Source organism: Psychrosphaera sp. F3M07 (assembly GCF_018860345.1).
Classification (GTDB): Bacteria; Pseudomonadota; Gammaproteobacteria; order Enterobacterales; family Alteromonadaceae; genus Psychrosphaera; species Psychrosphaera aquimarina.
This window is the reverse complement of the sequence record NZ_JAHKPJ010000025.1, coordinates 176,143-188,037: the sequence shown is the minus strand read 5'-3', so window position 1 is coordinate 188,037 and position 11,895 is coordinate 176,143. Positions and strand designations below refer to the sequence as shown.

Genomic DNA, 11,895 nt, shown 5'->3' with positions numbered 1-11,895 from the left:
AACCGTTACATAAACAAAACTAAAAGTTAAGAGATCAGATTGATTAAAAAAGATTATAGCCAATTGGCTAAATTATTAGGTTATCAATTCAATGATGAGTCATTGCTTATTCAAGCACTGACTCATCGTAGTTTTAAAGGTTCACATAATGAACGTTTTGAGTTTATTGGTGACTCTTTGTTGGGCATGTTTGTCGCAGAAGCCTTGTATTTTGCTTTTCCAAAAGCGACGGAAGGCGAGCTAACTCGTATGCGCTCTCAATTAGTAAAAGGGCAAACGTTAACGGCAATCGCCAAAGAATACGACATCAGCAGTTGGCTATTATTAGGTCCTGGTGAAATGAAAAGCGGTGGTTTTAGACGGGATTCCATTTTAGAAGATGCAATTGAGTCTATTATTGGTGCAGTGTATTTAGATTCAGATATCGAACAATGTCGTACTTTTGTACTAAAGTTGATTGCCGATAGGTTAAAACAAGTCGACCCGAGTAACGCATTAAAAGATCCAAAAACACAATTACAAGAATGGCTTCAGTCGAGAAAAAGGGCATTGCCAATCTACGAGGTGACTGGCGTAGCTGGTCAGGCTCACAATCAAACATTTAAGATCAGTTGTACCTTAGACAATGGCAAACTATTGTCTGCAACCGGAACCAGTCGTAGAAAAGCAGAACAAGCTGCTGCGCAAAAAGCATTAGAGGTAGTTAAAGGTGAGTAAATCAGAACAGTCACAAGCCGAATTAGACGCATTGTTACAAAATTTAAATAATCGTGCGGATTTATCGGACCCAAAACGTTGTGGTTTAATTGCCATTGTTGGTCGTCCAAATGTTGGTAAATCAACATTAATGAACAATATACTGCAGCAAAAAATAAGTATAACTTCTAAGAAGCCACAAACAACACGTCACCGTATTTTAGGCATTCATACTGAAGAAAACGAACAAGTTATTTATGTTGATACGCCAGGGCTTCATAAAGAAGAAAAACGCGCTATTAACAAGTTGATGAATAAAGCGGCATCTAGTGCTTTAGGTGATGTTGAATTGGTTTTGTTTGTTGTTGAAGCGATGAAGTGGCATGACGACGATGAAATGGTGTTAAATAAAATTATCCGTTCAAAACAACCTGTTGTTTTGTTGATTAATAAAGTCGATGAGATCAAACATAAAGAAGATCTTATGCCATTTTTGCAAAAGGTTTCAGCAAAACATAATTTTGAACAGATCATACCGATATCTGCAGAAAAAGGCACAAATGTTGAGGCCATAAAAGAACTGGTTTCAGATTACTTGCCGGAAAATCCATTTTTCTTTCCAGAAGATGATGTCACTGATAGATCCTCTCGTTTCATGGCTGCAGAGATCGTTCGAGAAAAGCTAATGCGCTTTTTGGGTGAAGAGTTACCCTATTCTGTAACGGTTGAAATTGAGCAATTTAAATGGGATGAAAAGATTTGGCGTATTAATGCTCTTATCTTAGTTGAACGTGAAGGCCAAAAGAAAATGGTTATCGGTTCGAAAGGCGAAAAGCTTAAAATTATAGGTCGTGATGCTCGCCAAGATTTAGAAAGCTTACTTGACGAAAAAGTCTATTTAGAACTTTGGGTTAAAGTGAAAAGTGGTTGGGCTGATGATGAACGTGCACTTCGCTCATTAGGTTACGGAGAAGACTAACCAAGATTAAAGTGGTTTATTTGTTTTTGATAAGCAAATAAACCTTTTTTAGTTAGATACTAATACTTTGAATTGCCAAATTTGAAGAAGAAGAAATTAATCTGTTATGTTAGCCGAACTCGAATCAAAACAAGCGTTTATCCTCCACACTCGGGCTTTTAAAGAGAACCAATTAATCATTGAGTTTTTAGTTGAAGGGGAAGGTCGTGTATCAATTATTGCCAGCAAAGGTGGAAAAAAGAACACCGCACGTACCGCGCTATTACAACCTTTTCGACCTTTAATTATAAAATACAAACAAGGTCGCGGACTACATAGTTTAAAATCAATAGACATTAATTCAACTTCATCCGATATCCGATTAAAATCAAAGTCTCTTTTTTGTGGGTTTTATTTAAATGAAGTGTTGTGCAGATTATGCAAATCAGATGCTCAGTACGACGAATTGTTCCCACTCTATAATTACGCCCTTTCTCATCTGCAACATAGTTCTGAGCGAGGTGTGGATAGCCAAAGTGGAATGTATTTAGAAGCTATTTTACGGCAGTTTGAATACCGTTTATTAGTGATGTTGGGATATGGCATTAGTTTTGATTATGACTTACATAGTGAGGCGGATATCAAAGCTGATAAGTATTATGAATTATTAGCAGGGTCTGGTTTTGTATATAGCAATAACCCACAAAGAGCCATTATTGGTTCAGAGTTGATAGGAATAGATAAATTTTTAAATACAGATTTAGAGATAGATAAACTCTCCGCACAACAATTAAAATTAGCAAAATTAATTTTAAGGGCATGTTTGCATCGCCATCTTGGCGATAAGCCGTTAAAATCCAGAGAATTATTTAGAAAATAGTGAATAAATAAAATGGCAGAATTACATTTAGGCGTCAATATCGATCATATTGCGACATTAAGACAAGCGCGCGGCACTACTTATCCTGATCCAATTCATGCCGCAGCAGTATCTGAACATGCTGGTGCTAGTGGTATCACTATTCATCTGCGTGAAGATCGTCGTCACATCCAAGATCGTGATGTTTACGTATTAGCTAAAACCATCAAAACCAGAATGAATTTGGAAATGGCGGTTACTGATGAAATGATTGATATCGCGGCTGAGGTTAAACCTGAATTTGTTTGTCTAGTCCCTGAAAAAAGAGAAGAACTCACAACCGAAGGTGGGTTAGACGTTAAAGGTCAGATTGATAAAGTTACAGATGCCGTTACTCGTTTGTCTGCAATTGGTGCAAAAGTGTCATTATTCATAGATGCGGATGAAGCACAAATTGATGCCTCAGTTGCTTCTGGAGCACCTTACATAGAAATCCATACAGGGCACTATGCTGACGCAGTCTCGGAAGAGGAACAACAGCAAGAATTAACTAAAATCATTCATGGTGTTCAATATGCGGCAAGCAAAGGCTTGATCGTTAATGCTGGGCATGGTTTGCATTACCATAACGTAAAACCAATCGCTGCTATTAAAGAGATTTATGAGTTAAATATTGGTCATGCCATCATTGCTAGAGCTTCAATCGACGGCTTAGAAAAAGCGGTAAGAGACATGAAGACGCTCATGAATGAAGCTAGGCAAGGTATTTAATGTCTGTTCTTGGTTTAGGAACAGATATTGTTGAAATATCTAGAGTAGCAAGTGTCATAGAAAGTTCAGATCGTTTTGCTAAAAGGGTTCTAGCCGAATCGGAACTTGCTATTTACCATAAACACTCTCAACCAGAACGTTATTTAGCAAAACGCTGGGCAGCGAAGGAAGCAGCGGCAAAAGCGCTTGGTACTGGTATTGGTCGTGGCATATCATTCCATCACTTTATTACTAGTAATAATGACTTAGGCGCCCCACGCTTAGAATTAGTAGGTAAAGCGTTAGACGTTGCTAATTCAATGAACGTCACCTCAGTTTTGTTATCCATTAGTGATGAAAAACAATATGCAATGGCGACGGTGATATTAAGCTAACTTCGTTTTTGGTGTTGGATGCTTGATTGGTTTTGAACCGTTTTACACAAAATACATTGTAATAAAACGCTTTGAATAAATTGTTTCGTATCGGCATTCATGCAATGTAAATCAGCAATGTTGAGGTGTTGTCTTTGCATAAGGCGTGCTAATGTGCCCGATTTTATCGTCAAAGAATAATACTTTTCACTCTCGCCGTTTACATTCTCAGATGTTTGTTGTTTGAAGCCTATATCACAATGAGTGCAATCCATAATGCCTCCTAATGTAAGGTTTTTTTTATATTTAACGCCAACTTTAAACTATTTAATTGATCTGAAAAAAATACAGATGAATTTGGTAATTTATTAAGACGGTTTAAAGTAAGTTGTAATACAGATAGCCGTTGTTCTTGATAACCAAGGATTTCAAGACTAGCCGCTAGAATAAGTGCAGATTTAGTTAGTAAAGATATCGCTTTTTCCTGTTCGACAAAATTTCCAGTAAGAATAATCTCCGCGACTTCAAACGCACACCCTAAATGTGGCAATGCGTCATAGTGTTGCCCTAAACTCGCTAGAGTCACTCCTGTTTCATTAGTATTTGCCCAACTGCATAATGCTCGAGTTGGTTTGTTAATGAGTTCCTGACGATGATTAGGGCACAAAAATTGATGTTTCATATAAATGCTTCTTATGTTTGTATACGGATAAAATAGAGGTTATCCAAATGATAATAGTTATCATTTAGATTTATTGCAAGGTATAAAATAATGAGATTAATAAAACTGTTCTAGAAAGGCATTTGAGAAATTTAAAATTACATATGACAATAAATAAATGCTTAAGAGCATGTAAACGTGGGGCTTTGCGAATTGAAGCTATGAAATGGGTAAGTGTGAGATAGGTAAGTGCGAAATTAAATAAGCGTCAATTGGAGGAAGATTAAGTGACTTTTAATATCCCTTCTGTTTTTAAATCACGGATATTGGCTGTTTCATTATTGTAAATATAGACATTATTTCTGCCATTTTTCTTGGCTTGATAAAGGGCATGATCGGCGTTTGATATTAATTTCTCAAACACAACCGTATCGCTACGAAGTAGATTTTCATCATCAAAACGGGTAATACATACACCAATACTTGCTGTTACTTTTACACTTTCGTCAAAATACCGAGTATCTAATTTTTCGATGGCCGAGCGGATATCTTCAGCAAGTCTTAACGCTTCGATTTCATTTTTCAATGGCAATAATACTATAAATTCTTCCCCCCCCCAGCGGGCAACAATATCTATTTTACGTACTGTATTTGCTATTAAATTAGCAACCTGAATAATGACCAAATCACCAGTAGCATGTCCGAAATCATCATTCACATTTTTAAACTTATCAATGTCCAGTAGCAATAAACCAAAACACTCGTTGTTTTGTCTAAATTTTGTAAATAATTCAGTGGTGGCATATTTAAAACCACGACGATTATATATATCAGTCAGTTCGTCTTTGCGGGCAAAGTCTTCGGCTTGTTCTTTATCTCTTTGTGCATCTCTAAATCGAGAGGCTAATGCCACGGCTAATAAAATCCCTTCGAAGGCCATGCCGACTTCAATTGCCTTAAAAGTTAAACTATTATAAGGAAAAATACCGGCTACCGCAGCGGTGGATAAACTGACACACATAGCCGCGGTTACTGATGAAATCAGATAAATCTTTGCTACTTTCACTTTAGCTTTCACAGCTACAACACCTAAAATGATAGTTAAAATAGCAAAACTGGTATTGAACAAGAAAGCAACAAGCGTGGCAAAATGTAACTGATCTATTAAAAACAAACTTAGAATTATAAATGGAATAGTATTAGATACCGTAGCAATTGTTTTATTGAGTCTCGGCGCATACTTACTTGTTTCTAATAACGCTCTACCAAAGTGCAAACCAATGACACTGTAAGTTATCATTAACGATACATCCATATAGTCTTGAAAGTGTACACCGTGGTGCGTGGTGTAAAAGGTATAAAAATAACCTGTATAAGATAAGCTATTAACTACAAACCCTAATATGTAGAGCGCATACAGCCCAAATATTTGCTTTCGTATAGAAAAGAACAATACGGCATTATACAAAGCGAGAGCGACCAAGATCCCATATAAAAAACCGTACTGGAATTTATCATTGCTGGCATTATGAATTGCATCTTCAACGGTAGATAACTTAATAGGAACTGGCATTACGGATTCTGTTGCAATACGGATATAGATATCCGTTAATCCTTTTTCAAACTGAATATCCACTGCAAAAAAACGATCAAAAATGGGTTGTTTAGAGATTGGTAAGTAGTCACCACCTTTAATATGCTGGAGTGGACCTGAGTCATTTACGAGGTAAACATCAATATAATCTAACCAAGGGGTTTCTATTGTAAGTCTATATTGAGTTGATAAAGAGGCTCTATTATTGATTGTCGTTTTAAACCAAGTTGGTTCTACATAGACACCACGTGAAATGGTTTGTCGGTTTTGTGTAAAAACTTGGCCGGAATTAAATACGTTTTGGGCATCAGTTAATGTTAATGGTGTGTCACCAGATTCCGGAAAATAACTTAGATATTTTCCAATTGGGCTAGTTTCAAAAGTAACAAGATCAATCTCTTTTGCATTTATAGACTGCAAAGATAACAATGAAATAATAAATACTATAGAGATTAATCGATACATTAAAATATTACACACCCATATATTGAACCGTTAAGGTATAACAAAAATCGATTACTCTTGCTATATCTAAGTTATGAAACCAATAATATCGTAGCTAAATTTGTTATTAATTGTTTTGATCATAACAACTTGGGTCTCTTGGGCACACATTACCCCTTGAGCAAATGAGTTTTGCATCGCTTTCAATTCCACGTTCTACCCAATTAATATTTAATATTTTAGCTACGCTCATTAAGTCATTTTTAATGGCTTTTGATGGTGTTGACGAGCCCCCCTTTGAAACACATAACTGTTTTAAATCATGAGCAATAGATAACGCATCTTTTCCCTGTGCTTCAATAGCTGGATTCAAATCAATACCGGCACATAATACGTGATTATTGCCGGCTAAATCTTTTACATTTACAGACTCACAGCAGTATATTCTAGGTTCATTACCTACATTCATAATAGATAGTTGTGCTGAAGAAGCGCCGTTTGTCGGTGCATTAATCATTCTAAATACAGCCCAATGTTGGCAAGGATCCACTACGCTACGCATATTACCCCATGGTAAAGGAATGCCATTTCCACGGTATACTGCTTTTAATTTACCTGGCGCATAAGCATCAAAATAATGCCAGTGGGCGTAAGGTGAGACGGCAGTCATGCGTCGCATGGCAACAGAAGCTGAAACCTCGGCTATTTTGTGGCTGGATATTTCATAACCGTGACGGTCTAATAATTGTCTAAATGGCACTTTAGGACACAATAACGCACCTGCAAAAAAGCTAGATTCGAAGTCACGCCATGCATGCAAAATGTCTTGAGGATCGACGGTGGATGAAGACACATGATTAATTTGCTCTTGTGTATTTAATTGATGGCCTCCCACGGACATGACACTTTTTAGTCCATCTGTATTATGAAGTACAGCATGACCAATGTGGACCGCTAATTCATATTTAAGTCGATTTGGAAACTTTTTTAAAATTCGGTTTAAAAACAGCTTATTTGCCGGCTCAAAATAGGAAGTGATTACATTTTTTGAATGCATGCCTAATTCATCAACCGCTTCTGCCGGTGGTTTATCAAACCATTTAATCATTAACCCTAACTGCTTAGTGATCGCTATCAGTTCATCTATGCTTAATGGCATACGTTTTAGGCCAACTTCTTCCGCTGCACGTTCTAAGTCAGGAAAATGATTTTGATTATTTTCCTGATGAGCACGTATTAACAAATGCGCAAATTGGCGTCCAGAGATACCCGTTTGTGACAACATTTCTGGAATAGCTATTTGTAAAATATCACTAGAGAATAAAAAGCTAGGTTCTAGGGGCATGCCTTTAATACCACCACGACTGCCTTTGTCTGGAGTAATATCTTGATGATCTGGTTCATCATCTAAAAACCACTCAGCACTTTTTTGGAACACACCTGCGACTACCTCTAACATATCAATACTAGGTACACGTTTCCCGCGTTCAATCATAGATAAGTACGACACCGATGGTGCGTACTCTGGATCAATTCTGACACAACGGGCTGACAAATCCTCAATCGTTAAGTTATTACGCTTACGCAAATTCCTGATCTTGGTTCCAAGGAAATGTGATTTTCTTAATAGGCTTTTATTTGGTCGCATTTTGTAAAATTTACACTGTGAAATTTTTATTGTGAAATTTTAGTTTAGTTTGATCTATTCTAACAATCAAGCAGTGAGACAACGTTAATAATAAATAGAAAGACTTGAGGAATTAAATATGAATATGCCAACTAAAGCGTTAACCCAAGAGACAAACCAAACAATGAACTTAACATTAGGGTTTGATAGTTTTATCAATGAAGAAGTATCAATATTAAATGGCTTAAATGAAAAACGAGTAAAAGAACTAATGACTTACTCAAAAAGCTTTTTAGATAAAGTATTTCCTTTAGAGCAAGGCTCTCATCAAGACGTAAGTAGCTACGTTATTTATTACAAACATTTATTAGCATTTTTCCCTGACGGAAGTAAAAGTGGATTAGCCATTCCAAATCAATTTGTTGCGTTAAGTGGTCATAAAAGTGAACCAACGTCTATCGTATTAAAAAATGATGGCTTTCATGTTGAGTTAATTTTTAACAAAAACGGTACGCGTGGCATTAAAGATATTGCTGGAATCGATGATATTCAGGTTGAAACCACAAAGGCAATATTTGGTGCTTCAGTTGCGGCAAATGACGAAACGGTTAAAACAGCTAAACGTTGGTTTAGTATGATCCGTAGTGACGACGAGCTTGTTATGGATGCAGAAGGCAACCAATTATGTCGTTGTGTTGATGTCGCTAAAGCGTTTACAGATAAAGATGGAAAAGATTATAAAATAGCGTAATAAACATTCATTAATTTCTCTGCTGTTCCGGTCAAATGACTCATCATTTGGCCGGATTTATATATAAGCAATTAATACGAATACCTTCATCTATATCTAGTTTGTTGTTTCAACACTGCCTCTCCCAACTATTCCAAAAAAATACTTAAAACGCCATAACATAGTGAAATTCTTTCTTTATAGAATCATGCCTGTCAGTTAAAGTTCTAACATTATTAACTTGTTTAAGGTTTGTTATGTTTGATTTGCCCCTAGTTGATGTCAAAGGCAAAGTATCAGAGCAAGAATGGCAGACGAGAGTTGAGCTTGCAGCTTGTTATCGACTGTTTGTCATTCACGGTTGGGACGACTTAATTCATACCCATGTTTCGGCTCGAATACCAGGAACCGATCATCTGTTAATTAATGCATTTGGTTTATCTTTCGATGAAATCACGGCATCTAATTTAGTTAAAATAGATATTGATGGAAACATTGTTGATCCCGATACACCATTTAAAATAAACCCCGCAGGCTTCACCATTCACAGTGCGGTACATATCGCTCGCCATGCAGATCAATGTGCATTACATGTACATACAAATGAAACTATTGCGGTTGCCAGTGTTGAAGAGGGCTTATTGCCTTTAAGCCAATATTCTATGTTTGCTCTAGCGTCAATGAGTTATCACGACTACGAAGGCTTGGCGGTAAACGATGATGAAAAACGCCGTTTACAAGATGACCTAGGAAGTAGTAATTTCATGTTGTTACGTAATCATGGTGCGTTAACTATGGGGATGACCATAGGTGATGCTTTTATGCATATGTATGATTTAATTCGTGCTTGTCAGATCCAAATACAAGTAATGTCTACCGGCATGTCTCCAATCTTGGTGGATCAATCAATTGTTGATGGCATAAAAGCTCAAGCCAATATTGTCCACTCAGGTTTAACCGGCGGACAAAAAGCATGGCCCGCAATGATGCGTAAAGTTAAGCGCATTTATCCAGACTTTGATCAATGATCAGTAGTTAATGATCACAAGTAAATAATAAACAATTAATAAGAGTGCCTAATGAAAATTACTCATGTAGAAATATTCGATATACATTGCCCAGAACGTCCACCATGGAATCCAGTTTTCATTCGTATTCACACAGATGAAGGTATTACAGGTGTTGGTGAAGCTGGATTAGCATACGACTGGGGACACAGTGCAGCGGCGGCTATGATTAAAGAAATCGCGGAAGCCGTATTAATAGGTTTTAACCCGTTTAATACAGAATTGTTATGGTCCCGTATGTTACGCGAAAGTTTTTGGGGCTTAGGTGGCGGACCGGTATTGTATTCTGCGATGAGTGCAATCGACACCGCGTTGTGGGATATCAAAGGCAAAGCGTTTGGTGTTCCGGTTTATCAATTATTAGGTGGTAAAACCAACGACAAGCTACGTACTTATGCGAGCCAATTACAGTTTGATTGGGACGTTAATATTAAGAAATTAATTGAGCCAGAAGAGTATGCTCAAGCTGCATTAAAAGCTGTAGCGGAAGGTTACGACGCAGTTAAGGTTGATCCAATTGTTTACGACCATAATGGCGATTCGTCTTTTGACCGCACTAAGTTATTTACTAAACCTCAAATGCGTTTATTTGGTAATCGTTTACGTGCAATAAGAGATGCGGTTGGTGAAGATGTAGATATTATCTTTGAATCACACTCTTTAATGGGAGCAGCATCTGCCATACAGATGGGAGCTATTGTTGAAGAAGTAGGTTGTATGATGTACGAAGAGCCAGTGAATTATTTAAATGCTGCAGTGCATAAAAAAGTATCTGATAACGTTAATGTTCCCATTGCTGGTGGAGAACGTTTGTATCACCGCTGGGACGTGAGACCGTACTTTGAAGATCAAAGCATTGACGTACTGCAACCAGATGTAGGTTTGTGTGGTGGTTTTACCGAAGCGAAAAAAGTATGTGATTATGCCGATGTTTACGACATTCGCATACAAGCACACGTTTGTGGTGGGCCAGTTGCAACCGCTGCATCATTACACTTAGAAACGGCGATACCTAACTTCTTAATTCATGAACATCATACTTATGCCACTAAGTCATGGAATCGTGAGTTGTGTATTCAAGATCCTCAACCAGTCGATGGCTTTTTCCAAGCCCCTGATACTCCAGGAATTGGCATTGAATTAAATGATGATGTGGTTAAACGCTCACCGCACGTCACTGTAAAATAAGAGTTTGTTAAATAAAAGCCGTTTAAATAATTGGCTACACTAAGTTTAGGCTATACCAAGAACAGGCATTGTTAAAAACCAATGCCTGTTTTTTTTGCTCTGTTAACGGCAATTCGTTTAACGTTTTGATCACATTGTCCCAATATTCTAAGTAACTAGAATGGAATAAACATAAAGGGAAATTACTCGCTAACATCACGCGCTGTTCGCCAAACATTTGTAAACATAAATTGATTACACTGGATAACCAGCTTGTCTGCTCAGAAGAAAATGCGTCATAGTGTCGGTCTACCATTTCCCAGCCAGAGCATTTAACCGCACATTGCGGAAATGCAGCTAGTTGCTTTAAAGCTTTGTACCATTCACTTTGTACTAAGTGACTTCTTGAGTCTGTGATTGGCGGCCAACCTGCATGATTTATAATAACTTTTAGTTTAGGGCAAGCCTTTATTACCGATAACATTAATGGTAATGAGACCGCATCAATAATCGACATTTGCAGATCAAAATTTAAGTTATGACGTTCTAAATATTTGAAGTTTTCTAGTACGTGCGGTAATGACAAAACGGCTTGAGCGTTATCGTCCAGTATATGACGTACACCAGATACAGAGTGATATGTCATAAGCTGATCCACGGCTGTTTTAAATGCTTTGTTTTCAAGGGTTAAATCAATACAAGCAACCGCTTTAAATGGGCGCTTAACTGTGCTGTTTAACCATTGTATTTCAGCACTTGGCTTTTGATTGTTAAACCCAGCTTCTACATGAACAAACCCCACTATCTCATGTTCCGAATTCACAATAAGCTCTTGTTCTGAAAAGTCTTGTTGGATTTTGTATTTGTCAGGCCAAAACGGAGGTTCTGTTGTTTTTAACCAATTATATTGACCAAGCCTTAAATCAAATAAATGTAAGTGTGGATCAATTATTTTCATGAGTGATTAC

13 protein-coding genes are annotated in these 11,895 nt (G+C 37.2%); 8 read left to right on the top strand and 5 right to left on the bottom strand.

Going from position 1 to position 11,895, the window contains the following annotated elements; translation table 11 throughout:
- Nucleotides 1-42 precede the first annotated feature (42 nt).
- The 5 genes from rnc (at nt 43) to acpS (ending at nt 3,658) form a co-directional block, all read left to right on the top strand.
- Nucleotides 43-717 carry a ribonuclease III gene (gene rnc / locus KO505_RS14920; RefSeq protein WP_371820014.1) on the top strand — a complete coding sequence of 225 codons (675 nt, stop codon included), beginning with the start codon at nt 43-45 and terminating at the stop codon, nt 715-717.
- A gap of 31 nt (nt 718-748) precedes the next feature.
- A complete protein-coding gene (gene era / locus KO505_RS14915) occupies nt 749-1,675 on the top strand; it encodes a GTPase Era (protein ID WP_252731850.1) in 927 nt (308 codons plus the stop codon).
- A gap of 106 nt (nt 1,676-1,781) precedes the next feature.
- Entirely contained in the window at nt 1,782-2,534 is a 753-nt protein-coding gene (gene recO / locus KO505_RS14910; protein WP_216056254.1) for a DNA repair protein RecO, read from the top strand.
- Between the two features lie 12 nt (nt 2,535-2,546).
- The gene (gene pdxJ, locus KO505_RS14905) at nt 2,547-3,284 is read left to right on the top strand and encodes a pyridoxine 5'-phosphate synthase (RefSeq protein WP_216056253.1); all 738 of its coding nucleotides are present in this window, start codon (nt 2,547-2,549) and stop codon (nt 3,282-3,284) included.
- Nucleotides 3,284-3,658 (top strand): holo-ACP synthase, encoded by a 375-nt coding sequence (acpS, locus tag KO505_RS14900; RefSeq protein ID WP_216056252.1) that lies wholly within the window; start codon nt 3,284-3,286, stop codon nt 3,656-3,658. Before pdxJ ends, acpS begins: the two co-directional genes overlap by 1 nt.
- Here acpS and KO505_RS14895 read toward each other — a convergent pair.
- From KO505_RS14895 to KO505_RS14880, 4 genes are all read right to left on the bottom strand, one after another.
- On the bottom strand, nt 3,655-3,912 hold the full coding sequence (locus KO505_RS14895; RefSeq protein ID WP_216056251.1) for a hypothetical protein: 258 nt from the start codon (nt 3,910-3,912) through the stop codon (nt 3,655-3,657). The two genes, acpS and KO505_RS14895, sit on opposite strands and share 4 nt — an antisense overlap.
- A gap of 8 nt (nt 3,913-3,920) precedes the next feature.
- Complete coding sequence (locus KO505_RS14890) at nt 3,921-4,319, bottom strand: hypothetical protein (protein WP_216056250.1); 399 nt, start codon at nt 4,317-4,319, stop codon at nt 3,921-3,923.
- Nucleotides 4,320-4,581: 262 nt separating this feature from the next.
- Nucleotides 4,582-6,357, bottom strand: coding sequence for a diguanylate cyclase (locus tag KO505_RS14885; protein ID WP_216056249.1), 1,776 nt, complete (start codon nt 6,355-6,357; stop codon nt 4,582-4,584).
- 106 nt (nt 6,358-6,463) lie between these two features.
- Entirely contained in the window at nt 6,464-7,984 is a 1,521-nt protein-coding gene (locus KO505_RS14880; RefSeq protein WP_216056248.1) for a DUF3612 domain-containing protein, read from the bottom strand.
- A gap of 118 nt (nt 7,985-8,102) precedes the next feature.
- Between KO505_RS14880 and KO505_RS14875 the strand changes: the two genes are divergently transcribed.
- From KO505_RS14875 to KO505_RS14865, 3 genes are all read left to right on the top strand, one after another.
- A complete protein-coding gene (locus KO505_RS14875; protein ID WP_252731818.1) occupies nt 8,103-8,714 on the top strand; it encodes a malate synthase in 612 nt (203 codons plus the stop codon).
- Nucleotides 8,715-8,950: 236 nt separating this feature from the next.
- Nucleotides 8,951-9,721 carry a class II aldolase/adducin family protein gene (locus KO505_RS14870; protein WP_216056247.1) on the top strand — a complete coding sequence of 257 codons (771 nt, stop codon included), beginning with the start codon at nt 8,951-8,953 and terminating at the stop codon, nt 9,719-9,721.
- Between the two features lie 51 nt (nt 9,722-9,772).
- A complete protein-coding gene (locus tag KO505_RS14865; protein WP_216056246.1) occupies nt 9,773-10,948 on the top strand; it encodes a mandelate racemase/muconate lactonizing enzyme family protein in 1,176 nt (391 codons plus the stop codon).
- Nucleotides 10,949-10,982: 34 nt separating this feature from the next.
- On the opposite strand, the gene KO505_RS14860 is transcribed toward KO505_RS14865, so the two are convergent.
- Nucleotides 10,983-11,885 (bottom strand): amidohydrolase, encoded by a 903-nt coding sequence (locus KO505_RS14860; protein WP_216056245.1) that lies wholly within the window; start codon nt 11,883-11,885, stop codon nt 10,983-10,985.
- Between the last annotated feature and the right edge of the window lie 10 nt (nt 11,886-11,895).